At 74.1% G+C, this 22,011-nt stretch carries 29 protein-coding genes; 18 read left to right on the top strand and 11 right to left on the bottom strand.

All coding sequences use genetic code 11. The features are described from left to right. The first annotated feature begins 22 nt into the window (after positions 1–22). The 6 genes from OG550_RS06635 (at position 23) to OG550_RS06610 (ending at position 4,249) form a co-directional block, all read left to right on the top strand. The gene (locus OG550_RS06635; RefSeq protein WP_327675553.1) at positions 23–679 is read left to right on the top strand and encodes a TetR/AcrR family transcriptional regulator; all 657 of its coding nucleotides are present in this window, start codon (positions 23–25) and stop codon (positions 677–679) included. Between the two features lie 559 nt (positions 680–1,238). Next, on the top strand, positions 1,239–1,649 hold the full coding sequence (locus OG550_RS06630) for a VOC family protein (protein ID WP_327675552.1): 411 nt from the start codon (positions 1,239–1,241) through the stop codon (positions 1,647–1,649). Positions 1,650–1,802: 153 nt separating this feature from the next. Then, positions 1,803–2,324: a helix-turn-helix transcriptional regulator gene (locus OG550_RS06625; protein ID WP_327675550.1), complete on the top strand. Its 522-nt coding sequence runs from the start codon at positions 1,803–1,805 to the stop codon at positions 2,322–2,324. Then, on the top strand, positions 2,324–2,989 hold the full coding sequence (locus OG550_RS06620) for a glyoxalase (protein ID WP_442906135.1): 666 nt from the start codon (positions 2,324–2,326) through the stop codon (positions 2,987–2,989). Before OG550_RS06625 ends, OG550_RS06620 begins: the two co-directional genes overlap by 1 nt. Positions 2,990–3,055: 66 nt before the next feature. After that, positions 3,056–3,544, top strand: coding sequence for an iron chaperone (locus OG550_RS06615; protein ID WP_327675546.1), 489 nt, complete (start codon positions 3,056–3,058; stop codon positions 3,542–3,544). Positions 3,545–3,862: 318 nt separating this feature from the next. Next, positions 3,863–4,249 carry a VOC family protein gene (locus OG550_RS06610; protein WP_327675544.1) on the top strand — a complete coding sequence of 129 codons (387 nt, stop codon included), beginning with the start codon at positions 3,863–3,865 and terminating at the stop codon, positions 4,247–4,249. A gap of 37 nt (positions 4,250–4,286) precedes the next feature. Here the strand turns inward: OG550_RS06610 and OG550_RS06605 are convergent, their stop codons facing one another. Then, positions 4,287–5,660 carry an FAD-dependent oxidoreductase gene (locus tag OG550_RS06605; protein ID WP_327683706.1) on the bottom strand — a complete coding sequence of 458 codons (1,374 nt, stop codon included), beginning with the start codon at positions 5,658–5,660 and terminating at the stop codon, positions 4,287–4,289. A 215-nt stretch (positions 5,661–5,875) separates the two neighbouring features. Here OG550_RS06605 and OG550_RS06600 point away from each other — a divergent pair, with 215 nt between their 5' ends. Together OG550_RS06600 and OG550_RS06595 are read left to right on the top strand one after the other, a co-directional pair. After that, entirely contained in the window at positions 5,876–6,208 is a 333-nt protein-coding gene (locus OG550_RS06600; RefSeq protein ID WP_327675542.1) for a hypothetical protein, read from the top strand. Between the two features lie 147 nt (positions 6,209–6,355). Continuing rightward, positions 6,356–6,568, top strand: coding sequence for a hypothetical protein (locus OG550_RS06595; RefSeq protein ID WP_327675540.1), 213 nt, complete (start codon positions 6,356–6,358; stop codon positions 6,566–6,568). A gap of 39 nt (positions 6,569–6,607) precedes the next feature. On the opposite strand, the gene OG550_RS06590 is transcribed toward OG550_RS06595, so the two are convergent. From OG550_RS06590 to OG550_RS06580, 3 genes are read right to left on the bottom strand one after another with little or no spacing between them, the layout of a single operon-like run. Then, positions 6,608–6,841 carry a DUF397 domain-containing protein gene (locus OG550_RS06590; protein WP_327675538.1) on the bottom strand — a complete coding sequence of 78 codons (234 nt, stop codon included), beginning with the start codon at positions 6,839–6,841 and terminating at the stop codon, positions 6,608–6,610. A 57-nt stretch (positions 6,842–6,898) separates the two neighbouring features. Beyond that, positions 6,899–7,132 carry a DUF397 domain-containing protein gene (locus OG550_RS06585; RefSeq protein ID WP_327675536.1) on the bottom strand — a complete coding sequence of 78 codons (234 nt, stop codon included), beginning with the start codon at positions 7,130–7,132 and terminating at the stop codon, positions 6,899–6,901. Further along, positions 7,129–7,989 carry a helix-turn-helix domain-containing protein gene (locus tag OG550_RS06580; protein ID WP_327675534.1) on the bottom strand — a complete coding sequence of 287 codons (861 nt, stop codon included), beginning with the start codon at positions 7,987–7,989 and terminating at the stop codon, positions 7,129–7,131. Before OG550_RS06580 ends, OG550_RS06585 begins: the two co-directional genes overlap by 4 nt. Positions 7,990–8,178: 189 nt before the next feature. On the opposite strand from OG550_RS06580, the gene OG550_RS06575 reads away from it, so the two are divergent. The 4 genes from OG550_RS06575 (at position 8,179) to OG550_RS06560 (ending at position 10,457) form a co-directional block, all read left to right on the top strand. After that, on the top strand, positions 8,179–8,625 hold the full coding sequence (locus tag OG550_RS06575) for an ATP-binding protein (RefSeq protein WP_327675532.1): 447 nt from the start codon (positions 8,179–8,181) through the stop codon (positions 8,623–8,625). After that, positions 8,622–8,843 carry a hypothetical protein gene (locus tag OG550_RS06570; RefSeq protein ID WP_327675530.1) on the top strand — a complete coding sequence of 74 codons (222 nt, stop codon included), beginning with the start codon at positions 8,622–8,624 and terminating at the stop codon, positions 8,841–8,843. Before OG550_RS06575 ends, OG550_RS06570 begins: the two co-directional genes overlap by 4 nt. Before the next feature lie 9 nt (positions 8,844–8,852). Further along, positions 8,853–9,575 carry a hypothetical protein gene (locus tag OG550_RS06565; protein WP_327675528.1) on the top strand — a complete coding sequence of 241 codons (723 nt, stop codon included), beginning with the start codon at positions 8,853–8,855 and terminating at the stop codon, positions 9,573–9,575. A 72-nt stretch (positions 9,576–9,647) separates the two neighbouring features. Further along, entirely contained in the window at positions 9,648–10,457 is an 810-nt protein-coding gene (locus OG550_RS06560) for an alpha/beta fold hydrolase (RefSeq protein WP_327675526.1), read from the top strand. 97 nt (positions 10,458–10,554) lie between these two features. On the opposite strand, the gene OG550_RS06555 is transcribed toward OG550_RS06560, so the two are convergent. After that, on the bottom strand, positions 10,555–11,010 hold the full coding sequence (locus OG550_RS06555; RefSeq protein WP_327675524.1) for a winged helix-turn-helix transcriptional regulator: 456 nt from the start codon (positions 11,008–11,010) through the stop codon (positions 10,555–10,557). A 105-nt stretch (positions 11,011–11,115) separates the two neighbouring features. Between OG550_RS06555 and OG550_RS06550 the strand changes: the two genes are divergently transcribed. Further along, on the top strand, positions 11,116–11,784 hold the full coding sequence (locus tag OG550_RS06550) for an NAD(P)-binding domain-containing protein (protein ID WP_327675522.1): 669 nt from the start codon (positions 11,116–11,118) through the stop codon (positions 11,782–11,784). Positions 11,785–11,957: 173 nt separating this feature from the next. On the opposite strand, the gene OG550_RS06545 is transcribed toward OG550_RS06550, so the two are convergent. Then, positions 11,958–12,461: a beta-class carbonic anhydrase gene (locus OG550_RS06545; RefSeq protein ID WP_327675520.1), complete on the bottom strand. Its 504-nt coding sequence runs from the start codon at positions 12,459–12,461 to the stop codon at positions 11,958–11,960. Between the two features lie 412 nt (positions 12,462–12,873). Here OG550_RS06545 and OG550_RS06540 point away from each other — a divergent pair, with 412 nt between their 5' ends. Further along, a complete protein-coding gene (locus OG550_RS06540; RefSeq protein WP_327675518.1) occupies positions 12,874–13,227 on the top strand; it encodes a VOC family protein in 354 nt (117 codons plus the stop codon). Between the two features lie 173 nt (positions 13,228–13,400). On the opposite strand, the gene OG550_RS06535 is transcribed toward OG550_RS06540, so the two are convergent. Further along, positions 13,401–14,729 (bottom strand): hypothetical protein, encoded by a 1,329-nt coding sequence (locus OG550_RS06535; protein ID WP_327675516.1) that lies wholly within the window; start codon positions 14,727–14,729, stop codon positions 13,401–13,403. Positions 14,730–14,969: 240 nt separating this feature from the next. Here OG550_RS06535 and OG550_RS06530 point away from each other — a divergent pair, with 240 nt between their 5' ends. Further along, positions 14,970–15,548, top strand: a complete 579-nt coding sequence (locus tag OG550_RS06530) for a putative immunity protein (protein WP_327675514.1) — start codon at positions 14,970–14,972, stop codon at positions 15,546–15,548. 106 nt (positions 15,549–15,654) lie between these two features. After that, positions 15,655–16,152 carry a tetratricopeptide repeat protein gene (locus tag OG550_RS06525; protein WP_327675512.1) on the top strand — a complete coding sequence of 166 codons (498 nt, stop codon included), beginning with the start codon at positions 15,655–15,657 and terminating at the stop codon, positions 16,150–16,152. A gap of 100 nt (positions 16,153–16,252) precedes the next feature. Here the strand turns inward: OG550_RS06525 and OG550_RS06520 are convergent, their stop codons facing one another. Both OG550_RS06520 and OG550_RS06515 read right to left on the bottom strand, forming a co-directional pair. Beyond that, positions 16,253–16,729 carry a hypothetical protein gene (locus OG550_RS06520; RefSeq protein ID WP_327675509.1) on the bottom strand — a complete coding sequence of 159 codons (477 nt, stop codon included), beginning with the start codon at positions 16,727–16,729 and terminating at the stop codon, positions 16,253–16,255. 250 nt (positions 16,730–16,979) lie between these two features. Then, positions 16,980–18,134 (bottom strand): serine hydrolase domain-containing protein, encoded by a 1,155-nt coding sequence (locus OG550_RS06515; RefSeq protein ID WP_327675506.1) that lies wholly within the window; start codon positions 18,132–18,134, stop codon positions 16,980–16,982. Between the two features lie 151 nt (positions 18,135–18,285). On the opposite strand from OG550_RS06515, the gene OG550_RS06510 reads away from it, so the two are divergent. Together OG550_RS06510 and OG550_RS06505 are read left to right on the top strand one after the other, a co-directional pair. After that, positions 18,286–20,070, top strand: a complete 1,785-nt coding sequence (locus tag OG550_RS06510) for a serine/threonine-protein kinase (RefSeq protein ID WP_327675504.1) — start codon at positions 18,286–18,288, stop codon at positions 20,068–20,070. Between the two features lie 378 nt (positions 20,071–20,448). Next, on the top strand, positions 20,449–21,435 hold the full coding sequence (locus OG550_RS06505) for an aldo/keto reductase (RefSeq protein WP_327675502.1): 987 nt from the start codon (positions 20,449–20,451) through the stop codon (positions 21,433–21,435). Here the strand turns inward: OG550_RS06505 and OG550_RS06500 are convergent. Both OG550_RS06500 and OG550_RS06495 read right to left on the bottom strand, forming a co-directional pair. After that, positions 21,423–21,599: a hypothetical protein gene (locus tag OG550_RS06500; RefSeq protein WP_327675500.1), complete on the bottom strand. Its 177-nt coding sequence runs from the start codon at positions 21,597–21,599 to the stop codon at positions 21,423–21,425. The genes OG550_RS06505 and OG550_RS06500 overlap by 13 nt on opposite strands. After that, positions 21,596–21,940, bottom strand: coding sequence for a putative quinol monooxygenase (locus OG550_RS06495; protein ID WP_327675498.1), 345 nt, complete (start codon positions 21,938–21,940; stop codon positions 21,596–21,598). The genes OG550_RS06500 and OG550_RS06495 overlap by 4 nt, the downstream gene beginning before the upstream one ends. Positions 21,941–22,011: the final 71 nt, after the last annotated feature.

Below are 22,011 nucleotides of genomic sequence, written 5' to 3'. Positions count from 1 at the left end.
ACCGCGTGCTACGGTGGACCGCATGAACGAGCAGACGGGTCTGCGGGCGCGCAAGAAGGAGCGGACGCACCGGGCCATCTCCGACGCGGCGATCACGCTGTTCCTGGAGCTCGGGTACGACCGGGTCTCGGTCGCCGACGTCGCCGCCGCCGCGGAGGTGTCGAAGCCGACGCTCTTCCGGTACTTCCCCTCCAAGGAGGACCTGGTCCTGCACCGGTTCGCCGACCACCAGGGCGAGGCGGCCCGCGTCGTGCGCGAGCGCGCCCCCGGGGAGCCGCCGCTGACGGCGCTGCACCGCCACTTCCGCACCGGCCTGAAGGAACGCGACCCCGTCACCGGCCTCAACGACCATCCCGAGGTGCTCGCCTTCCACGGCCTGGTGTACTCCACCCCGGCCCTGGAGGCGCGGCTCGCCCGCTTCGGCGCCCAGGACCAGGACGCCCTCGCCGAAGCCCTGCGCGAGGCGGTCGCCGTCGAGCCGTACGACCTGGCGCCGCGGCTGGCCGCCACCCAGCTCGTCGCCGTCCACCAGGTCCTCGCCCGGGAGAACTGGCGGAAGATCGTCGCCGGGCGCACCGCGGACGAGGTCCACCCCGAGGCCGTCTCGGACGCCGACCGGGCCTTCGGGCTCCTCGGCGAGGGCCTGGGAAGCGTTCTGTCGGCCCTGCGAGCCGGTTGAGGGTTGCGGCGACGGTCGGGGCCGCCGGGGCTCGGCCGGGTGGGCGGCGGACCCGGACCTCCGGGGCCGGGTGTCGACGGGCGGGCCCGACGGATCTTCACCCTGTCCCCGGCGGGGCGGGAGCGGCTGGCGGTGGAGGTCGGGCGGCTGGCCGTGACGGTGCGGGAGGCCACCCGTCGGCTGTCCGTCGTGCAGCCTCCGGCGTCCGCCACGTGATCGAGTACGTGCTGCGGCGCCCGGCCGGCCGGTCCGCTGAAGCGGGCCTGACGCACCGTCGTCCGCGGCGGAACCCGGAAGGCGCCGGGGGTGCGGAGTGCAGACGCTCCGGTGCTCGCCGTCGATCGGGCGGAGGGCCTTGCCCACGACGCTCATGACATCCCCTGACGCCGTGGTGGCGCCACGTCGTCCGCGGGCCCGACGGTCGCCGGCCCCCACGGCGGAGTGCACCCGCACGGGAGGCGGAGACCCGCGGGTGGGATGCCCGTGAACGTCCTGGTGTGTCCGGGCCGATCAGGAATCGAGAAGCGCGCTCCACGGAGCCGCCCCTAGCCTGCTCACCATGGACATCACCATTCACACGACCGCCCTTCCGCACGACGACCCGGACGCGTCGCTCGCCTTCTACCGCGACGTCCTCGGTTTCGAGGTCCGCAGCGACGTCGGGCAGGGCAGGATGCGCTGGATCACGGTCGGTCCGGCCGGTCAGCCGGGCACGTCGATCCTGCTGGCGCCGCCCGCCGCCGACCCCGGCATCACCGAGGACGAGCACCGCATGATCACCGAGATGATGGCCAAGGGCACCTACGGCTGGATCCTGCTGGCCACCCCCGACCTCGACGCCACGTTCGAGAAGGTGCAGGCCGGTGACACCGAGGTCGTCCAGGAGCCGACCCGGCAGCCGTACGGCGTGCGCGACTGCGCGTTCCGCGATCCCGCGGGCAACCTGGTCCGCATCCAGGAGGTGCGCTGAGCCGTACGGGGCCGGTGCGGCGGTGCGGGCCGGTACCGCGCCCGCCCGCCCGGCGGGCGGGGTCCGGTGGTCCGCCCGGGCGGACCACCGGGCACCCGAAGACGTCGGTGGAAGGGGAAGTGGAAGATGAAGGACCAAGGGGAGGACGGATCCATGTGCAAGTCCGAATGGCGGCGTGCACGCGTCCAGGCGCAGCGCCTGGCCGATCTCGCGCGGCTGCGCCGCGTCCGCGACCGGATCGACAGGGAGTACGCGCAGCCGCTGAACGTGGAGGCGCTCGCCCGGGACGTGAACATGTCCGCCGGGCACCTGAGCCGGCAGTTCCGGGCCGCGTACGGCGAGTCGCCGTACGCGTACCTGATGACGCGTCGCATCGAGCGGGCGGCGGCGCTGCTGCGGCGGGGCGACCTCAGTGTCACCGAGATCTGCTTCGAGGTCGGCTGCGCGTCGCTGGGCACGTTCACCACCCGCTTCACCGAGCTGGTCGGCATGCCGCCCGGGGCCTTCCGGCGCCAGGCGGCGGACGCGGCGGCCGGTCACACCGACGCCGCGGGAGCGGCCCCCGACGCGGGGACGGCGGTCAAGGTGGAGGGGATGCCGGCGTGCGTGGCGAAGCAGGTTTCGAGACCGGTCAGGAATCGAGAAGCCCCGGCCGCCGAGCAGCCCCTAGCGTGATGGTCATGGCAACCACCGCTTCCACCGCAGCCCGTACGTCCCTCGCCTCCGTCACCCTGGAGGTGGCCGACCCCGAGGCCGCCGGCCGCTTCTACAGCGCCTTCGGCGTGGACTCGTACATCCGTCTGCGGGCGTCCGCGGCGCACTCCACCGGATTCCGCGGCTTCACCCTGGCGCTCACCGTGTCCGGGCCGGCCACCGTCGACGGCTTCTTCAACGCCGCCGTCGACGCCGGCGCCACGGTCCTGAAGCCCGCCGCGAAGTCGCTGTGGGGCTACAGCGGCGTCGTCCGGGCCCCGGACGGGACGATCTGGAAGATCGCGACCTCGGCGAAGAAGGACACCGGCCCCGCCACCCGCGAGATCGACGCGGTCGTCCTGCTGATCGGCGTCGAGGACGTGAAGGCCACCAGGCAGCTCTACACCGGCCGGGGCCTGACCGTGGCCAAGAGCTTCGGCGGCAAGTACGCCGAGTTCGCCCCCGGCAAGTCCAGCCAGGTCACGCTGGCGCTGTACAAGCGCCGTGCCCTCGCCAAGGACCTCGGCGTGCCCGTCGACGGCACCGGCTCGCACCGCATCGTCCTCGGGGGCACCGCCGACGACTTCACCGACCCGGACGGGTTCGCCTGGGAGGCCGCCAAGTCGCTCGCCCCCACGCCGTCCTGACCTCCGGCCCCCGCTCCCGCCCCGCTTGACCCCGTCTCGCTTGACCCCGTACGAGAGGAACCCGCCATGCCGTCCACGAAGTCGCCCGCCGAGGTCTCCGGCACGACCGCCGAGAAGTACGACGGATTCACCGCCGAGGAGCGGGCCGCGATGAAGGACCACGCGAGCGAGCAGAAGAAGGCGACGGCGCGGCGCGGCTCGTCCCGGGCGGAGAAGGCGGCCGCGGAGGAGCGGGACGTGCTCGCGAAGATCGCCGAGATGCCGGAGGCGGACCGCGTCCTCGCCGAGCGGATCCACGGGATCATCAGGACCGCCGCTCCGGACCTCGCGCCCAAGCTCTGGTACGGGATGCCCGCGTACGCCAGGGACGGCAAGGTCGTCTGCCACTTCCAGAGCGCGGAGAAGTTCAAGTCGAGGTACGCCACGCTCGGCTTCAGCGACCAGGCGGCACTCGACGACGGCGCCGTGTGGCCGACCGCCTTCGCCGTGCGGGAGCTGACCGAGGCCGACGAGGAGCGCATCGGCGCGCTCGTCAGGCGGGCGGTGGGCCGGTAGCGCTCCGCCGGGTGTCCTCACCCGGCCGGTGTGGGCCGATGCAGCCGGGGGCGGTGCGGTCGGGGGCGGTGCGGCCGGGGCGGCCCGAGCTGTCGGCCGTGGACGACACCGGCTTCCCGAGGACGGCAGGGCATCGCCCGGAGCGGCCCGGCGGTACCCCGGGCGCCGGTCCGTGCCCCGACGGCCCGCGCGGCGCCCGGCCACGGGCCGCGTGTCGGTGGGCGGGCGGCGTCGGCGCACCCGGTTTCATGATCTGGACACCGAACCCCTGAGCGCATCGTGACCCGGCGGCTCAGGCCCGACGCCCCGGAGGGCCTCATGCGGATCCACCTGACCAGCGTCTTCGTCGACGACCAGGAGAAGGCCCTGCGCTTCTACACGGACGTGCTGGGCTTCGTGAAGAAGACCGAGGTCCCCATCGGCAAGGACCGGTGGCTGACCGTGGTCTCGCCGGAGGCGCCCGACGGGACCGAACTGCTGCTGGAGCCCGACGGCCACCCCGCGGTGAAGCCGTACAAGACGGCGCTGGTCAGGGACGGCATCCCGGCGACCTCCTTCGCGGTGGACGACGTGCCGGCGGAGTTCGAGCGGCTGCGCGCCCTCGGGGTGCGCTTCACGCAGGAGCCGACGGAGATGGGCCCGGTCACCACGGCGGTCCTCGACGACACCTGCGGCAACCTGATCCAGATCGTGCACAGCAAGTAGCGGCGGACCGCCGGGCCGCAGGGTCGCCGGGGGGCGCTCAGCCCGGGATGAGCGCGTCCCACTCGGCGCGGCTCGGGCCGTCGTGCTCCGGGGAGAAGTCCGGGTTGGCCGCCAGCCAGGCGGTGACGTGCCGGTCCACCTCGTCGGTGCCGTAGGCGGCGTCGGCCGGCTGCAGGAGGTGGCGGACGTGGGCGCGGGCCCGCATGACGACGGGATCGTCGAACGCGCAGGCGGCCAGGGCGGCGGCCCGCCGCTCCGGCGGCGGCGCGCCCCCGGTGAGGCGCTGCTCGTTGGCGCGGTCGGCCGTCACCTGGTCGTCGAACCACGGGCGGAGGGCCTGCGCCGCCCAGGCGTGGTAGTCGGCGGGGTCCGCGGCGATCCGGTCGGCGTGCCCGGCGAGGTACTGGGCGGCGCGCAGGCCGAAGGCCACGCCGTGCCCCAGGGTGGGGTTGGTGTGGACGAGGCTGTCCCCGGTGTTGACCAGGCCGGTGACGACCGGGCCTTCTTCGTCGACGAGCGAGGTCCAGCGGTTGTCCAGGCCGGCCATCGCCAGCACGGCCGACTGCGGTTCGGGGTCCAGGTCGAGCCAGGCGGCGGTGGCGGGGAACCGGCGGGCGACGGCCTCGAACACGGCGGGGTCGGTGAGCGCGCCGCGGGTCGGATCAGTCGTGGAGAGCAGCAGGTTCACCGCGAAGGTGTCGTTGTCGGAGGGGAAGACACCGGCGATCGCGTACGGCGCGGCCGAACCGTTCTTCACCTTCCCCGGGTCACGCGGGCCGTCGCCGCGCAGCCGGTACCAGCGGCAGAGGTAGGCGAGCCCGGTGCGGTGGCTCTCGACGACGGGCGGGCGGCAGCCGGCCGCGACCAGCCAGTCGGGGACGCGCGAGCGGCGGCCCGACGCGTCGACGACGAGGTCCGCCGGGTGCGCCCCGCCGTCCACCCGCACGCCGGTGACCCGGGTGGGGCGGTCCGCGTCGAAGGTGAGGCCCTGCACCCGGCCGCCCTGCCGCACGTCGATGCCGGGCTCCCGTCGTACGGCCGAGGTCAGCGAGGCCTCCAGCACGATGCGGCGGGTGCGCAGGGTCACCAGGTCCTCGTCGCCGTCGCGATGCGGCGGGTGCTCGCCGAACCAGTCGAACTCGTGGTACTCCCGGGCCCCGCGCGCCAGCAGGTCCGCGTAGACGTCGGGTATCTCGGCGAGCAGCACGGAGCGCACCGGTGCGAGGAGCGAGTGGGGCTGGACGGCCTGCGGGATGCGCGGCCTGCTCCAGCGGAAGAAGTCCTGGTGCAGGTCGTCCCCGGCCTGCCGCGCGTCCTGTTCGAACAACGTGACCGCGTGGCCCCGACGACCGAGCATGAGCGCTGTGCCCAGCCCGCTGATTCCTCCACCGATCACCGCAACCCGCGCCACCGAACTCCCCTTCGCGTCGTGTTGCGGAGCGATCATACTGCTCGGTGATCTTCGAACGACCACCGGCCCCGCCCGCTGACCTGTGGGGGAGGGCGCGGAGGAGGGCGCGGAGCGTGCCGGAGCGCCGGAGGCCCGGGCGCCTTCGTGCGGCCCCGGTCCACCCCCGGCCCCGGCCCGGTGATCAAGTGTCGGTCCTGCGCCCTACGTTGGCCGGTATGGGTTACGACGTGCACATCACGCGGCGTCAGGACTGGTGGGACGACGAGGGCGAGGACATCGGCGCGGCCGCATGGGAAGCGGTGGTCGCGGCCGATCCCGAACTCGTGATGCTGCCGACGCCGGAGGAGTGGCGGGGGGACGTCGAGTGGGTTCCCGAAGCCGGCCCCGGGGGGAGGGGCAGCCCACTCCTCCGCGAGGCCCTGTGGTGGAGTGCGGGGCGGATCTCGGCCAAGCATCCCGGCGATGAGCTGCTCGCGAAGATGTGCCGGCTGGCGAGGGCGCTGGACGCGCGGGTCCAGGGGGACGACGGCGAGTACTACGACACGTGACCCGGGTGAGGAGGCCGAGTGGGACGTCGGACCCGCCGACTTCGCACTCCCGCGGGAGGGTGGCACGACGAGGCCGCCGCGGTCGGGGACGAGGCGGCCGTTCCGGAGTTATGCTGCGGCTCTACGGCTTGTGGGGAGGGGTAGTTGATGCCCGCAGTGGATCAGGCGGAGGGCGAGGACGGGGAAGACGAGGAGCTCGCGCCGGAGCCGGAGGGGCTCGACGACGAGCGGGCCTGGACGGAGCTGGTGGAGGACGTCCCCCGCCGGGGAACCGAGCACAGACGGGCGCACTGGTGGTCCCGCCTGATGTCCGTGGCGGCCGTCCGCGCCCGCGCCGTTGTCGTCCTAGACCTCGACTGAGCGGAAGCGCGGGCGCGGGCCACGGGGAGGGCGAGCCGGTCAGGCGGTGAAGCCGGGGGAGCCGGTTTCGACGGCCTTGGTGAAGGCGGCCCATTCGGCGTGGTCGAAGGCGAGGTGGGGGCGGGTGAGGTCCTTGTCGTCGCCGAGCCAGACGTCGCCGTTGGGGAAGCGGGCGATGATCACGCAGTTGCCGTTGGAGTCGCCGGAGAAGGGGGACTTGGTCCAGGCGGCGTCGGCGGGGTCGTGGTCGTAGGGGTCGTGCTTCGCGCTCACGGAGGTCTCCTACGGTGCGAGTGAGGGTCCTACCCGGGTGGGCAGGACCCTCGTGGGTCAGGCGGTGAAGTCGGGGGAGCCGGTCGTGATGGCCTTGGTGAAGGCGGCCCATTCGGCGTGGTCGAAGGCGAGGTGGGGGCGGGTGAGGTCCTTGTCGTCGCCGAGCCAGACGTCGCCGTTGGGGAAGCGGGCGATGATCACACAGTTGCCGTTGCCATCGCCGGAGAAGGGAGACTTCATCCAGTTCGCGTCGGCAGGGTCGTGGCCGTAGGGGTCGTGCTTCTCGCTCACTTCAGCTCTTCCAACTTGCGTTCAAGGGCGATGATGGTGTCGTCGGGAGACAACGCATGCCGCTTGACCCGCGCGAAGGCTCGCTCGGCTCGTCGAACGTCGCGTCCCGTTCTACGCGGGAGCATACCGCCGACGGCTTCGATGAATACGAAGCCATTTTCGGTATCGCCTGGGAACCGCATGAGAGTGATGCCCGATGAGAGGATGCCGGGGCGTCCGCAACTCAGCGGCACCATGTGCAGCGTGACGTTGGCGGACTGTGCGACCTCGATGGCGTGGCGGATCTGCTTCGCGAGGACGGACTGATCGCCTGCGATGAGCAGTGCGACTTCGCCGAAGTACGCCTCCAAGGTGAGGGTCGGACTTTCCGTGAGTCGGCGTTGGCGAAGGATGCGGACCTCTGCTCCGGCTTCGACGCGCTCCTCGTTGGGCGAGTCGAGACCGGCGGCGATCATCTCCTTGGCGTAGCCCTCGGTTTGGATCAGGCCGGGGAATCCGGAGGGAAAGTAGTCGAGCATGTGCGATGCCTCGGCTTCGAGCGCGAGGTACTCCGCGAACGCCGGCGTGATCGCCTCGGCGTAGTCGAGGTTGCGCCACCACTGCTTCGGCGGGCCGCTGCCGAGGAGGTTCTCGTAGTACTCCCGGTCCGCGCCGCCGACTCCGTAGTAGTCCAGGAGGGTCGCGAGGTCCGTGGGGCCGACGGGCTGCTCGGCGCGCTCCATCTTGCTGAGCCGGGCCGCGCTCCAACCCTTCAGACCGCGCGTGACCTCCAGGAGCTTCTTGTTCTGCTCCAGTCGCAGGGCTCGCAGTTCGTCGCCGAGTCTGATCTGCCGGATCGTGGAGAGGTCGGTGGTCAAGTGGGTTCCTCCCTTCGGATGTTGATGACCAGTCTTGCCTCAAGCGGGGCCGCGACTCAAGCCGCTTTCAAGATCCACCGATTTTCTACGACGTTCTGTTGTGTTTTCGAATCGCGAGGATTCACACTCAACGTGACCGAGCGGACACGCTCCTGACGGAGCTTCCCGCATGCGCCGAAGGGGCTCGCCATGTCCACTTTGAGCCGGCCTGTCCTCCGCACCTGGGAGACCGCCCTCACCGACCACTGCACCTCGGTGCGGACCGCTCGCCGCCGGATCCGCGACCAGCTGACCTCCTGGGGGTGGGCGGGGGAGCGGGTCGACGACCTCGTCCTGATCGTCTCCGAGCTCGTCACCAACGCCGTCGTCCACGCCTGCCAGGGGCACGGCGAAGTCCGGCTCTACCTCCAGGAGTTCGACGGCGACTGTCGGCTCGAAGTCTGGGACCCGCGCTTCGACCTCCCGCTCCTGGAGCGCCGCCCCCGCCGGTTCGGCGAGGGCGGCCGGGGGATCGAGATGGTCCGCGAACTCGCCTTCGACTTCGGCGTCGTGGTCAGGCGCGGTGCCGGCAAGCGGGTGTGGGTGCGTGTCCTGCTCGACGAGAACCGCAACCCGCCGCCCCTGCTCCGGAGTTGACCCGAATGTGTAACAGCGGCAACCGCCCCGCCCCCGCCGAAGTCGTAGCCGTCGCCATCGTGTTCGCCGCCAGTGCAGGGCTCGCCTCCCTCGCCTCCTCGCTCGTGGAGCCCGTCTCCGCCGACCTCATCTGGTGGATGACGTTCGCCACGGCCGTGAACCGGGGGGTCAGTTGGTCCGACGACTACCTCGACAGCCGCCGCCACGACAGGGAGTAGCACCTCGCCATGCACCCCGCCGCCATCGCCTTCCAGGATCCGGCCCGCCTGCGCTCCCGCTGCGAGACGGCCGGCGTCTCCCGGCAGACCCGCCGGCCGGGCCACGACGCCGCCGCCGTCCTCCCCGACGGCGCCTGGCAGCCGCTCTCCGACGGCTGCCCCGAGCGGTTCGCGCCCGGCGTCCTCACCCGGGACAGCGGGCTGGTCGAACTCTTCCGCCTCCCCGGCAGCGTCTTCGACCTCCGGGCCCTCACCACCCTCGTGTACGGGCTGGGGGACCCCATCCCCGTCACCCTCGGTGAGGCCTGCGACGCCCCCGGCCTGCCCGTCACCCACCTGAACCCCGCCTCCGGGCTCCGCTCCGGCCTGCACGTCGACAACCACCAGAACCTCCCCTACGCGGACCGCGAGACCGCCCGCCGGCGCCTGTGCGTCAACCTCGGGCCGGGCAGCCGCTACCTCCTCCTCTCCGACACCGACATCAAGTCCGTCTGCCGCACCGTCCACGACCGCTACGAGGACCACCGCCCCGCCACCTCCGACCTGCGCCGCTACGTCGCCCTCCAGCGCCCCCTGCGCGTCCTGCGCCTGCGCATCGACCCGGGGGAGGGCTGGCTCGCGCCCACCGCCGTCCTCCCCTACGACGAGTCGACCGACGGCCAGGCGGAGCACTCCGTGACCGTCTCCTGGCTCGGCCGCTGGGGGCGCGGGGTCCTCGGGCCACTGATCTGACCGGGGCGACCGGGTGTGTCACGCTGGTGGGTGGGGCGGAGTCGGAGCACGACCGAGGTCGGGAGGCCCGCGATGGCCGAGATCAGGGTGAACGGGGTGTCGCTGTACTTCGAGACCCGGGGCGCCGGGCCCGGTCTGGTCCTGGTCCACGGGTCGTGGACCGACGCCGACGGCTGGTCCCGCGTACTGCCCGGTCTCGCCGAGCAGGCCACCGTCGTCGCCTACGACCGGCGCGGGCACAGCCGCAGCGAGGACCTGCTCACCCAGGGCTCCGTCTACGAGGACGCCGCCGACCTGGCGGGCCTGGTCCGGGGCCTCGGCCTCGCGCCCGCCTACGCCATCGGCGACTCCTACGGCTCCCTCGTCGCCCTGCGCCTCGCCGCCGCCCGCCCCGACCTGTTGCGCGGCGTGGCCGTGCACGAGCCGCCCGCGACCGGTGTCCTGCTCGCGGATCCGGAGCTGCGGCCGATCGGGGTGGCCTTCGCGGAGCGGATCAGCGCCGTCCGGGAGCTGCTGGAGCAGGCGGAGTCCGCGGCGGCCGCCGAACTGTACGTGGACACCATCGCCCTCGGACCGGGGGCGTGGGAGCAGCTGCCCGCGCCGGTCCGGCACACGTACATCCGCAACGCGCCGACGTACCTGGACGAGCTGCGCGACCCGGACGCGCTCGACCTCGACCTCACCGCGCTGAACCGCTTCACCGAGCCCGTCCTGCTCACCCAGAGCGACGACAGCCAGCCGATGTACGGGGAGGTGCTGGACCTGATCGATCTCTCGCTGCCCAAGCCGGAACGGCACCTCTACCACGGTGCCGGTCACGCTCCGCATCTGTCGCAGCCGGAGGAATGGGTGCGGGTGATGCTGCCGCGCGTCTTGGGGTGAGAAGCGCGGGAGGGGCGCGAAAACAGCCGCGCACGCCCTGCTGTACGCCCCGTCCGCCCGCGCCCCGTACGCGCGCACTCCCGTCCGCTCGCGCCCGTCAGGCGCCCTGCGCCTCCTCGGCGCCGAAGCGGTCCTGCGCGGCGAGCACGGCGTCACCGTGGGCGGCCGACCAGGCGCCCAGGGCCCGGATCGGGCCGATCAGCGCCGCACCCGCCTCCGTCAGGGCGTAGTCGACCCGGGGCGGGCTCTCGGCGTAGCGGCGGCGTTCGACCAGGCCGTTGTACTCCAGCCGCCGCAGCGCGTCGTTGAGCACCTTCGGGCTGATCCCGCCGATCCGGGCGAGCATCGCGCGCGGCCGCATCGGACCCTGCTCGCCGAGGATGTAGACGACCACGCTGTCCCAGCGGCCGGCGATCACCTCGAAGGCGATCCGGGCCCGGCAGTCGGACGCGAACACGTCCCCGCCCAGGTCCTCCTCCCGGTCGACGGCGTCCCGTGCGCCGTCGGGTGTGCCGTGGTGCGGTGCGGGCGGCGGGTTCTCGGCATCTCCCATGCGGACATCCTGCCCGGCCGATGCCTACCGTGCGGTGTGTATCGGCCCGCCTAGTGTCCGGGGAGCGGCGGTCGGCCGCCATCGACACGAGGTGGGGAGAACGGCATGCGGATCGGCATTCTCGGAACGGGCGCCATGGCGGCGGGACTCGGCGGGGCCTGGGTGCGGGCCGGGCACGAGGTCCTGGTGGGCGGGCGCGACCCCGGTGCGGCGCTGAAGACGGCCACCCGGATCCGGGCCGCGGGCAGCGGGGGGCTGGCGGACGCGGCGCGGTTCGGCGAGGCGGTGCTGGTCGCCGTGCCCGCCGACGTCGCGGTGGCGGTGGTGGGAGGCCTGGCCGGGGACCTGGCCGGCCGGACCCTCCTGGACTGCACCGTGCCGATGGCGCCCGGCACGGGCGGCCCGGTGGTGACCACGTCCGGCGGCGGCGACTCCATCGCGGTGCGCCTCGCGGCGGCGGCGCCCGGCGCCCGGGTGGCCAAGGTGTTCGGCATCTGCCACGAGAGCATCTGGACCATGCCCCACCCCGCCTTCGTGGGCATGCCGCTCACCGTGCCGTTCTGTGCGGACTCGCAGGGCGCTGTCGAGCTGGTGACCGCGCTGGTCGAGTCGATGGGCTGCACGGCCGCCTCCTGCGGCGGGCTGGAGCGGGCGGGGCTGCTGGAGTCGGCGGCGGTGTTCGCGATCGGCGTGTGGTGGGACGGTGGCGAGGCCCGGTACGCCTTCCCCGCACCGGCGTTGGCGCCCGGCGCGGTGGACGACGAGCAGCTCTGAACCGGGCCGACGGCCGCGGGTGCCGGTCGGCGCCGGGCGCCTGTCGGCGGGCATCGGCGGGCTCCGCGGACCGCGCCCGTGCAGGGCTCACCGCTTCGGGGAGGTGAGCCCTGCACGGGCGGTCGGGGGGCTGCCTCGGGTGCGCCGAACAGGTCGCGGGGCTTCGGCCTCCCCTACAGCACGACCTCGTCGAGCTTGCCGGTGGCCACGTCGAAGACGAAGCCGCGCACCGCGTCCGTCTTCGGGACGAACGGGCTGGTCCTGATCCGCGCGACCGACTGCCGTACGTCCGTCTCCAGGTCGGCGAAGGCCTCGGCGGCCCACGGGGGCTTGACGCCGGTCTCCTCGCGGATCGACTCGCGGAAGGCGTCGTCCCCGAAGGTCAGCATCCCGCAGTCGGTGTGGTGGATCAGGATGATCTCCTCGGTGCCCAGCAGCCGCTGGCTGATGGCCAGTGAGCGGATCGCGTCGTCGGTCGCCACGCCGCCCGCGTTGCGGATCACGTGCGAGTCGCCCTCGTTCAGCCCGAGGACGCCGTAGACGTTCAACCGGGCGTCCATGCAGGCGAGTACGGCGGTCCGACGGGCCGGGGGCAGCGGCAGCGGACCCTCGAATCCGGCGGCGTAGGCGGCGTTGTTGTGGAGGTAGTGCTCGGTGACGGAGCTGAATGCGGTCATGGCTGTCCCCTTGGGGGAAGGAGGGCGAACGGGAGGGCGGGGTACCGAGGGGCGGAGGCGCACGGGCCTCGACGCCCGGACCGGGCGGCCGACGTGAGCGGCGCGGTCAGTGGCCGGCGGGACAGCCCGCGCCGGCGATGTAGCCGTAGTCCACGTGACGACGGCGGACAAGGTCGGTCATACCGCGACGGTAGTGCGGCGAACGGGCACGGCGCCAGGAGAACGCCCAAACCCCACCCGAACGAGGGGAGTTCACCGCCCGGGAGCGGAGCACGCGCCCGGCCGCGCGTCCCCGCCGCCGCGGACGGTCCGTGACGGCCGTACGGTCCCCTCGCCGCCGGGCGGGGACGCGCGCAGCGGGCGACGGTGTGGTGCCGGGCCCGCCCGCCCGCCGCCCTGGCAGGATGGCGGCATGGAACGAGTGCTTGGAATCGGCGGGTACTTCCTGCGCGCCGCCGACCCGGCGTCCCTCGGCGCCTGGTACCGCGAGTGCCTGGGCCTGGACGCCGACGAGAACGGCCTCTGGCAGCAGGGCGCCGGGCCGACGGTCTTCGCGGCGTTCGAGTCCGGGACGGACTACTTCGGGCCCCGCACCCAGCAGACCATGCTCAACTTCCGGGTCGGCGACCTCGACGCGATGCTCGCGCAGCTGCGCGCGGCGGGAGCGGACGTGGCCGGGGAGACCCAGGAGATGGAGGGCGTCGGCCGGTTCGGCTGGGTCACCGACCCCGAGGGCAACCGGATCGAACTCTGGCAGCCCGCCTGACCGCCCCCGCGCCCGGGCGGTGTGTGCCCCGGTTCCGGGCGGTCCCCCGCGGCTGCGGCTTCCGCCCTGCCGCGCCCGCGCCCCGCCACGCCCGCGGCCTCGTACACCCCCCGGCCTCGTACACCCCGGCCCACGCTGCGGCCCACGCTGAGGCCCCTGCGCCCGCGCCCGTGTCAGCCCAACAGGCCGACGGCTTCCCGGAAGTCGTCGCGGGCCTCGCGGTACTGCTTGGCGGCCACGCGGAACATGGCGCGATCGGTGAGGGCCCGGCCGAGCGCGGCCCGCCCTCCGGGCGCCGCCGCGCCGGCCCGGTCCGCCGCCTCCGCCGTCGCGGAGAGGCGTCGGGCGAGTGCCACACCTTCGTCGAACAGCGTGTGCAGCGGCTCAAGGATGTAGCATCGCCGCTCCCGGAGCACCGCCGTGCGGATCGTCAATCGCCGCTGGACGGCGACGAGTTCGGCGAGGTGCTGGCAGGAGCCCGACCCGTCCGCACCGGTGTGGGCGGCCGTGCGGGCGGTGAGCTCGCCGACCGAGGCTTCGAGGGCGGGCAGGCCCTCGGAGTAGACCTGCCTGACGTCGGGTGACCAGTCCTCGTCCTGGCCGAACGGCGGGGCCGGGGCGTCGGCCGTGCCCGCGGGTTCGGCGTGCCGGCCGGAGAGCGAGAGCAGCACGGCCCACCAGGCGTTGATGTTGCTCCAGCTCACGGGCTCCCCGGAGTCGGCCAGCCCGGTGAGGAGGTCGAGGGCCTCGGACCTGGCGGTGCCCGCCTCCGGCCCGCGCCCTGCCGCGTCCAGCATCTCGGCGTGGCGGACCAGGGTCCAGGCGAGGACGGCGGACGCGGTGCCGTCGACGCGGTGCTCGGCGCGGGTGTCGTCCACGAGCGCGGCGAACGCGTCCAGGGCCTCCCCGTGCAGACCGGCCGCGTCCAGTTCGGCCGACCAGGCGACCACCCTCCAGAAGTGTGCACTAAAGGTGTCGTCCTGGGCATCGTCCGATCGGCGGTTCCGCCCGACCCTCCCGAGGATCGCCGCCGCCTCGGCGTGGCGGCCCTCCTCGGCGAGGACGGCCGCCAGCCGGCCGTGCCCGTGCACGGGGCTCTCCACCTGCCCCCGTTCGAAGCCCGACCGTCCGGCCTCGGCCATCTCGCGGCACACCGCGAACCCCTCCGAGCGCCGGCCGGCGGCGTACAGCTGGTGCTGGTAGCCGGACAGGGCGTCGACCAGCAGCCTGGTCCTCGCCGGGTCGGCGGCGTCGATGCGCCGGGCGGCCGCGGCCGCCTCGGCGAACAGGGGCAGCCGGAGGTCCGGCCGGTCGCGCAACTCCGTTGCCCAGCCGCTCCGGAGGAGCGCCCGCACGAGTCGGGGCAGGTGAACGGACGGGTTGGCCTCCGCCAGCACCCGGTACGCCCCGACCTGTTGGCCGAGGCTCGGCTGGTCGGTTCCGAGCAGCATGGTCCGCGCTCGCAGGACCGCGTCCTGGTCGATGTTCGTCGAGGGAGTCATGGAGGAGATTCTGGGAGTCGGGAAAGGGCCCGGACAAGGTCGGAGAAGTGTGTCGTCGACCCTACGAAAGGGCCCGCTGAGCTGGCATGATGGACGTGTCATCACCCTCGGGCGCCGCTGCGGACCCAGCCCGTCCCGCCCTCTCCCCGCCTTCGTCCCGCCCTCGCCCCCGCCCCGCGTCTCCCCGCGTCTCCCGACCGGTCGGGAGACGCGGGGCGCCGGAACCGGCAGGATGACCGGGTGAACGAGGTCAGCATCAGCGACGACGACCGCCGCCTCCTCGCGCTCTGGACCGCCGACTGCGCCGAACGGGCGCTGGCGCTGTTCGAGGCGGAGGCACCCGGTGACACCCGGCCGCGTGAGGCGGTCGAGGGCGCCCGCGCCTTCGCCCGGGAGGGGAGGCGGACGGCGCTCCTGCGCGCCCGGGCCCACGCGGCGCTCGCGGCCGCCCGCGAGGTCGACGACCCCGCCGCCGCGGCCGCCGCCCGGGCCGCCGGCTACGCGGCGGCGTCCCCCTACATCCACCCGCTGGCCACCCCGCACCAGGTGAAGCACGCCCTGGAGCCCGCCGTCCACGCGGCGCTCGCCCTCGAACTCGCCGCGGGCGCAGGCGCGGTGGGCGGAGGGGCGGGCGGAGGGGCGGTGGTGGGCGGCGCGGCACCGGCCGGTCCGGCCGTGGGGGAGGGGGAGATCCGTCGGGCGGCCGAACACGCCCCACCGGCGGTCCGCGCACTGGTCGGCCGGTTCCCGGAGTGCGCCCCCGGCCGCACCCGCCCCGCCGTGCTCCGCCGACAGCTCGACGAGGCGCTCCGCGGCTGACCGCCGACCGCCGGAGCCCGACCCGCCGTCACATCGCCGCCCCCGCCGCACGCTGCGGACCACAACCCGGTTGCGGTCCGTGTGGCGTCGTGGCAGCGTGCGGCGGATGGACGACGAGCAGCGGACGACGGCCCTGGCGCAGGCGGTACGGCTCCGGGAGGAGGGCACCCGGGAGGCGTGCGAGCAGCTGATCCGCCTGTCGGACCGGTACCCGCAGGACGCCGCGCTCGCCTACCAGGCGGCCTGGGCGCACGACTCCCTCGGACTGGAGGCCGAGGCCGTCCCCTGCTACGAACGGGCACTGGCCGGCTCCGGCCTGTCCGAGGAGGAGCGCCACGGAGCGCTGCTGGGACTCGGCAGCACCTACCGGGTGCTGGGCCGCTACGAGTCGTCGCTGGCGACGCTCCGCCGCGGCCTGGAGGAGTTCCCGGAGGACGCCGCCCTCCGGACCTTCCTGGCGATGGCGCTGTACAACACCGGCGAGCCCCGCGAGGCGGTGCGGACCCTGCTCCGGGTGACGGGGGAGACCAGCGCCGACCCCGGCGTGCAGAAGTACCGCCGGGCGGTCGAGTACTACGCCGACCACCTGGACGAGACCCAGTAGACCGACCCGGGGCGGGCGCCGCGACGACGGCGGATCGGCTGCCGGAAGCGGTCTTCGCCGTGGGAACGGCCGCGCTGCCGTGCGTGATGCGGGCGGATGGTCAGTGGGAGCGGGGCAGGTGGGAGCGGGCGGTGTTGCGGATGCGGCGGGTGCGGCCGGCGTCGGCGAGGGTTTCGAGGGCGGCCCGGGACGGGGCGCGTTCGGCGGTGCCGAGCTGCAGCCAGTTCGACGCGGCGAGGAGCTGCGCGGCGTCCCACGGCTCCTCCAGGGTCATGGCCCGGAGCAGGTCCCACTCGCGCAGGCGCCGCGCGGTGAACCCGTCCGCTGACGCGGGCCCGGTCATCTCGTGGGACCAGGCCGGGTAGCCGGGGTCCGTGAGCAGTTCGGCGGCGCGCCGATCGAGGTACTCGCACACCGCGCTGTTCGCCACGGCCGGGTCGGGATCGGTGAGCACGCGGGTGACGAGACGGGCCGCGTCCTCCGGGGCCACCTCGTCGAACGCCCGGCGGTAGCGCGCGAACCGCACGTGCTCGTCGGGGTCCCGGTCGGGCTCGTCGGGTGACACCGGGTCGCTCATGGCCATCGTCCCTCTCGGTCGCTGTTCCGGTCGTGGTCGCGGACGGGGTCGGGGTCGTGGTGGTGGAGCGGGGGCGGACCCGCCGCGGTGCCGCCGGGACCGCTCGATCCTCGCAGGGGCCGGTGCCGGAAGCCGTCGACCTGCCGGTGAGCGGGGGCGCGGGTTTCCGTGTCGACACCTCGGCCACGGCGAGGGGCCGGGCGGCCGCCGCCCCGCCCCCCGCCGTGGCCGCCCGGCGGGCCTTCGGCCGTCAGGCGGCGCAGAGGGAGGTGCGGACGGCGTCGGTCAGGCGGTCGGCGCGGGCGTCGCCGTAGCCGATCATGCGGTTCGAGAGGTACGCGAAGCCGATGCCGAACTCGTCGTCACCGAAGGCGAACTGGCCGCCCGACCCCTCGTTGCCGAAGCTGCGGGCGCCGAGCATCGGGCGGGACCCGGGCGAGCCCAGCACCACGCCGGAGCCCCAGGGGGAGCCGCCGTCGAAGCCCAGGAAGCTCTTGCCGGAAGACAGTTCGCGCAGCGCGTCGGTCACGGTCGCGGGGGAGAGGAGGCGGCCCGGCCGGCCCTCGATCCCGGTGACGGCCGCCGCGTACAGGCCCGCCAGGCCGGTCGCGGAGGCGACGGCGCCCGCCCCGGGCAGTTCGAGCCGGTGCACGGCCGGGTCGTTCCAGCCGTGCGGCTCGTCCAGGCCGGGGAAGACCAGCGCGCCGTTCATCGTCACGATGCGGGTCAGCAGGTGCTCGGGGCCGGGCATCGGAGGGCGGCCCTCGGCCTCCGCCAGCCGGGCCAGGCGCGGCAGTTCGGCCTCCGGCAGGCCGAGCCAGGCGTCCAGTCCGCCGAACGGTTCGGCGACCGCCTCACGGAAGAACCGGCTCGGGGCGAGGCCGGTGATCCGGCGGATCACCTCGCCGACCACGAACCCGAACACGTGTCCGTGGTACTCGTGCGCCGTGCCCGGCTCCCAGAGCGGCTCCTGCTCCTCGATCGCGCGGACGACGGGCGTCCAGGCGGCGATCTCGTCGAAGGAGAGCACGGCGTCCAGCACCGGGATGCCGGCCCGGTGGCCGAGCACCGCCCGGGTGGTGACCGTCTCCTTGCCGTGGCGCGCGAACTCGGGCCAGTAGCGGGCGATCGGCGCGTCGAGGTCGAGCCGGCCCTGCTGGGCGAGCAGGTGGGCGCAGACCGCGACCAGGCCCTTGGCGCAGGAGAACACCGGGACGACGGTGTCCGCCTGCCAGGCCCGCCCGGTGCGCTCGTCCGCGACCCCGCCCCACAGCTCGACGACCTTCCGGCCGTCCGCGAAGACCGTGACCGCGGAGCCGAGCTCGGGGAAGTCGGCGTGGTTGCGGGCGAAGGCGTCGGCGACGGCGCCGAACCTGTCGTCGGCCCAGCCGTGAAGGCGCTGCATGGCGGTTCGTCCTGTTCGTGGGAGGGGGCACGGGCCGGTCCGTGGCGGAGATCCTTCGGCCGGGTCACGGTACGCGCTACCAGGCGGCGAGCGGAAACGATTTGACGACGCGACGCCAAGGGCGAGGACCGGTGACGCTAGGGTGACCTCCGTGACAGGGGAGAACGGCGCGCTGGTCGGGGGTCGCTACCAGCTGCGGGAGTTGATCGGCCAGGGCGGCATGGGCCGGGTCTGGCGCGGCTGGGACACCACCCTGGGGCGCGACGTCGCCGTGAAGGAGGTGCTGCTCCCGCAGGGCGTCACCGAGACCGAACGCGAGCAGCTCGTCCAGCGCGTGCTGCGCGAGGCGCGGGCCGCCGCGCGGCTCAACCACCCCGGGATCATCACCGTGCACGACGTCGTCGAGCACGAGGGCTCGCCGGTGATCGTGATGGAGTTCGTCACCGGTGTCTCGCTGGCCGCCGCGATCTCCCGGGACGGCGCGCTGCCCGTGGCGCGGGTCGCCGCGATCGGCGCGGCCATGGTCAAGGCGCTCCAGCAGGCCCACGCGGCCGGGATCGTCCACCGCGACCTCAAGCCGGACAACGTCCTCATGATGGGCGACCGGGTCATCCTCACCGACTTCGGCATCGCCCACATGGCGGACGCCACCACGGCGCTCACCCGCACCGGAGCGGTGATCGGCACACCGGCCTACATGGCCCCCGAGCAGTTGGAGGGGAAGCCGCCGGCGCCCGCCAACGACCTGTGGTCGCTCGGCACGACGCTGTACGCGGCGGTCGAGGGCGAGACGCCGTTCAGCGGGGAGACGTTCGGGGCGCTGTGCGTCGCCGTGGTCACCAAGGAACCGCGCCCGCCGCTGCGGGCTGACGGGCTGACACCACTGCTGGGCGCGCTGCTGGCCAAGGACCCGGCGCGGCGGCCGACGGCGGAGCAGGCGCTCGCCGCGCTGGAGGCGGTGGCGCTGACGGGCGTGGTGACGGGGCCGGTGCGGCCGGCGGAGGCGCCGACGCCGACGGCCGCGGGCGGGGGGCCGTCGGCGGGCGGCGGGTGGCAGTCCGCAGTGGGCGGCGGGGCGTGGGTGCCGGGGCAGTCGGCGGGGGCTCAGGGGGCGGCGGCTCAGGGGGCGGTGGGGGCTTCGGGGGTGGGTCCCGGGGTGCCTTCCGGGGTGGTTCCCGGGGCGGCCCAGCCGTTCGGCGGCGGTGTCGGGGGAGCAGGGGGCGCCGGGGGTGTCGGGGCGCCGACCGGGGTCTTCGGGGCTTCCGAGGGCGGTTACGGAGCCCCGGGCGGTCCGGGCCGCCCGGGCGGTTACGGCGGCGGCTACGTTCCGCAGGGCGGTTACGGCACGCCTCAGCCGGGCCACGGGGCGCCCGCTCCGGGCTACGGCACTCCGCCGGGCACTCCGCCGGGCTCGCCGCCTTCGCCGCCGGGTTACGGTGCACCGGCCGAGGGGTACCCGCCGCAGGCCCCGGGCGGCCACGGCACGCCCGTTCCCACGGCCGCCGCCGCTGCCCCGGCCGCCACCGCCGCGCGGCAGGCGCCGCACCCCGCGTCGGCGATGCTGGTGCGCTTCATCGGCTGCATGGCGCTGATCTGGATCACCGGGTCGACCCTGCCCTGGAACTACCTCGACCGGGTGGACCAGGACTTCGTGCCGACCGCCCTCGGCATCACGGCCGTGCTCGCCCTCGTGCACGCGGTGCCGCGCCCGCGCTGGCACCCGATGGCGGTCTGGCCGGTGGCCGTCGTCGCCGACGTGGGGCTCTGGTTCCTGACCGGTTCGCTGCTGGAGGCCTGGTTCGGCTACTGGGAGACCGGCTTCGGGAGCCTCCCGTGGCAGATCGCCGTCAACATGCTGATCCTCGGCACCGGCGCCTGGCTGCTCTGGCTGGTCGTCCCGGGCAGCCGCCAGGAGGCGGCCCGCAGCCGCGTCTGACGGTCGGGCGGGTCCGGGCGGGCGGCCGTCACCGGCCCGCCGGGGAGGCGAGCGCGGCCGTGATCACCCGGTCCAGCGCCCGGTCGAAGGTCGCGTCCGGGTCGCTCGTCGGCGGCCCGGCGGTGGCGAACGCGGCCGCCAGGTGCGGGAATTCGCCGCGCCGGTTCAGTCCGGCCGATGCAGCAGGCCACCCCGGCTATCCCTGCCATCCTGATCCGGTGCGGGGCGCTGGCGGCGGTTCGCGAGCCCCCGGCCGTAAGGAGGTTCGCCACCCACGGCGGTCGGTGACCGGCGGCGTCCGTGGCACCTGCGGTACCCGGATGCCACGATGCGAAATGTGCTGGACACCACAGCCGGTGCGTCGGAGGGTTGGGCCCCATGGAGTACACCCACCTCGGCCGCACCGGCCTCACCGTATCCCGACTCTGCCTGGGCACCATGAACTTCGGTCCGCACACCGAGGAGACCGACGCCCATGTGATCATGGACAGCGCCCACGAACGGGGCATCAACTTCTTCGACACCGCCAACGGTTACGGGCGGGACGCCGAAGGCAACCACAAGGGCCGCACCGAGGAGATCATCGGTCGCTGGTTCGCCCAGGGCGGCGGACGCCGCGAGCGGACCGTGCTCGCCACCAAGGCCTACGCCCCGATGGGCGACTGGCCGAACGAGGGCCGGCTCTCCGCCCTCGCCGTCCGCCGCGCCGTCGAGGCCAGCCTGCGGCGCCTGAACACCGACCACATCGACCTGTTCCAGATGCACCACATCGACCGGGACACCCCGTGGGAGGAGATCTGGCAGGCGATGGAGGTCCTGGTCGCCCAGGGCAAGATCATCTACGTCGGTTCCAGCAACTTCGGCGGCTGGCACATCGCCCAGGCCCAGGAGGCCGCCCGCGCCCGGCACTTCCTCGGCCTCGTCAGCGAGCAGTCCCTCTACAACCTGCTCGACCGCACCATCGAACTGGAGGTCATCCCCGCCCTCCAGCACTACGGCCTCGGCCTGCTCCCCTGGTCCCCGCTCCGCAGCGGCGTCCTCAGCGGCGCCATCCGCAAGGAGCGCGAGGGCGGCCTCGTCCGCGGCGCCCTCCAGCACGCCGGCGAGATCCTCGGCGCCAACCGCGAGCGCATCCAGGCCTACGAGGACCTCGCCGACGAGGTCGGCGAGCACCCCGCGGACCTCGCCCTCGCCTGGCTCCTGAGCCGCCCCGCCGTCACCGCCCCCATCGTCGGCCCGCGCACCCCGGCCCACCTCGACGCCGCCGTCCACTCCCTCGACGTCAAGCTCGACGACGACCTCCTCGCCCGCCTCGACGAGCTCTTCCCCGGCCACAAGCCGGCCCCGGAGGACTACGCCTGGTAGGCCGCCCGCGACTGTTCGACCGGGGTGTCCGTTCGGGCCCCGGTCCGTTCGGTGTGCCCGTTCGGAGCCGTCCACCTGCCCGGCGCGTGCCCGGGCAGGTGGACGCGGTCGTGACGGCGGACGGGGCGGGTGGTGGCGGAGCGGGTGCGGTCGGTGGCGGTCACCGGGGTGCCGTGGCGGACGCTCCCGTCCGGCTGCTCCCCTCGTAGGGGCTGTGCATGGTGAGGAAGCGGATGTCGAGGTCGGTCTCCAGGTAGTCCATCCGCTGCTCCCAGAAGGCCCGCAGGTGGGGGAGCGCGAGGTGGGCGTCGAGGTCGGCCTGCGAGCGCCAGGCCTCGTAGAAGACGAAGACGCCCGGCTCGTCGCGGTCCTCGTGGAAGTGGTACTCCAGGCAGCCGGGCTCCTGGCGGGTGGGCTCGACGAACGAGAGCAGGAGCTGCTTCAGCTCCTCGGCGCGCTCGGGCTTGGGGCGGGCGGTGCCGACGAGCGTGAACGGCTGGGACATGCGGGTCTCCCCCTCGACAGGTACAGGAAAGCAGGTACAGGAAATCTCGTACCTTCCGGACGCTATCGAAC

Source organism: Kitasatospora sp. NBC_00458 (assembly GCF_036013975.1).
In the GTDB taxonomy this organism is placed as follows: domain Bacteria; phylum Actinomycetota; class Actinomycetes; order Streptomycetales; family Streptomycetaceae; genus Kitasatospora.
Note: the sequence above shows the minus strand (reverse complement) of the source record. Positions and strands in the feature narration are given on the sequence as shown.

What these genes read in the sequence shown, in the direction of transcription:
- OG550_RS06635 (WP_327675553.1), top strand. Translation starts at nt 23, where the DNA reads ATGAACGAGCAGACGGGTCTGCGGGCGCGCAAGAAGGAGCGGACGCAC.
- OG550_RS06630 (WP_327675552.1), top strand. Translation starts at nt 1,239, where the DNA reads ATGGACATCACCATTCACACGACCGCCCTTCCGCACGACGACCCGGAC.
- OG550_RS06625 (WP_327675550.1), top strand. Translation starts at nt 1,803, where the DNA reads ATGTGCAAGTCCGAATGGCGGCGTGCACGCGTCCAGGCGCAGCGCCTG.
- OG550_RS06620 (WP_442906135.1), top strand. Translation starts at nt 2,324, where the DNA reads ATGGTCATGGCAACCACCGCTTCCACCGCAGCCCGTACGTCCCTCGCC.
- OG550_RS06615 (WP_327675546.1), top strand. Translation starts at nt 3,056, where the DNA reads ATGCCGTCCACGAAGTCGCCCGCCGAGGTCTCCGGCACGACCGCCGAG.
- OG550_RS06610 (WP_327675544.1), top strand. Translation starts at nt 3,863, where the DNA reads ATGCGGATCCACCTGACCAGCGTCTTCGTCGACGACCAGGAGAAGGCC.
- OG550_RS06600 (WP_327675542.1), top strand. Translation starts at nt 5,876, where the DNA reads ATGGGTTACGACGTGCACATCACGCGGCGTCAGGACTGGTGGGACGAC.
- OG550_RS06595 (WP_327675540.1), top strand. Translation starts at nt 6,356, where the DNA reads ATGCCCGCAGTGGATCAGGCGGAGGGCGAGGACGGGGAAGACGAGGAG.
- OG550_RS06575 (WP_327675532.1), top strand. Translation starts at nt 8,179, where the DNA reads ATGTCCACTTTGAGCCGGCCTGTCCTCCGCACCTGGGAGACCGCCCTC.
- OG550_RS06565 (WP_327675528.1), top strand. Translation starts at nt 8,853, where the DNA reads ATGCACCCCGCCGCCATCGCCTTCCAGGATCCGGCCCGCCTGCGCTCC.
- OG550_RS06560 (WP_327675526.1), top strand. Translation starts at nt 9,648, where the DNA reads ATGGCCGAGATCAGGGTGAACGGGGTGTCGCTGTACTTCGAGACCCGG.
- OG550_RS06555 (WP_327675524.1), bottom strand. Translation starts at nt 11,010, where the DNA reads ATGGGAGATGCCGAGAACCCGCCGCCCGCACCGCACCACGGCACACCC.
- OG550_RS06550 (WP_327675522.1), top strand. Translation starts at nt 11,116, where the DNA reads ATGCGGATCGGCATTCTCGGAACGGGCGCCATGGCGGCGGGACTCGGC.
- OG550_RS06545 (WP_327675520.1), bottom strand. Translation starts at nt 12,461, where the DNA reads ATGACCGCATTCAGCTCCGTCACCGAGCACTACCTCCACAACAACGCC.
- OG550_RS06540 (WP_327675518.1), top strand. Translation starts at nt 12,874, where the DNA reads ATGGAACGAGTGCTTGGAATCGGCGGGTACTTCCTGCGCGCCGCCGAC.
- OG550_RS06535 (WP_327675516.1), bottom strand. Translation starts at nt 14,729, where the DNA reads ATGACTCCCTCGACGAACATCGACCAGGACGCGGTCCTGCGAGCGCGG.
- OG550_RS06525 (WP_327675512.1), top strand. Translation starts at nt 15,655, where the DNA reads ATGGACGACGAGCAGCGGACGACGGCCCTGGCGCAGGCGGTACGGCTC.
- OG550_RS06520 (WP_327675509.1), bottom strand. Translation starts at nt 16,729, where the DNA reads ATGAGCGACCCGGTGTCACCCGACGAGCCCGACCGGGACCCCGACGAG.
- OG550_RS06515 (WP_327675506.1), bottom strand. Translation starts at nt 18,134, where the DNA reads ATGCAGCGCCTTCACGGCTGGGCCGACGACAGGTTCGGCGCCGTCGCC.
- OG550_RS06505 (WP_327675502.1), top strand. Translation starts at nt 20,449, where the DNA reads ATGGAGTACACCCACCTCGGCCGCACCGGCCTCACCGTATCCCGACTC.
- OG550_RS06495 (WP_327675498.1), bottom strand. Translation starts at nt 21,940, where the DNA reads ATGTCCCAGCCGTTCACGCTCGTCGGCACCGCCCGCCCCAAGCCCGAG.